The sequence below is a fragment of the Autumnicola patrickiae genome (genome assembly GCF_031846525.1).
GTDB lineage: Bacteria > Bacteroidota > Bacteroidia > Flavobacteriales > Flavobacteriaceae > Autumnicola > Autumnicola patrickiae.
The window spans coordinates 1-286 of sequence record NZ_JAVRHM010000087.1; the positions used below are offsets into that span (position 1 = coordinate 1).

Sequence of the window (286 nt, forward strand, 5' to 3'; positions counted from 1 at the left end):
TACCAATGAGTACGGCCAAAATCCATCCGGAATGTACGGCTACCACTGCGCGTTTAATTTTTATAGGTTTTAGAACACGGAGAATAATGAGGATAATCAGCAATGCTTCTAAGGCCTCCCTGATAAGGATTGATAATGCAGCACCATAAATAAATGCAAAGGAATAGTCCTTTTCTGCTAATAGAGTTTTAGCAGAGGTTATTTTTTCTTTAAGGGCATTATAATACTTTTCCGCACCTATTTTGTTGTTGTTTTGAAGTGCCTTTCGGTAAGCAATCATATCCCG

The 286-nt window shown here is 38.1% G+C and carries 1 protein-coding gene; it reads right to left on the bottom strand.

Annotated elements, in window-relative coordinates:
• Window positions 1–286: hypothetical protein (locus RM549_RS19455; RefSeq protein ID WP_311687786.1), on the bottom strand; the 286-nt coding region annotated here is incomplete at both ends.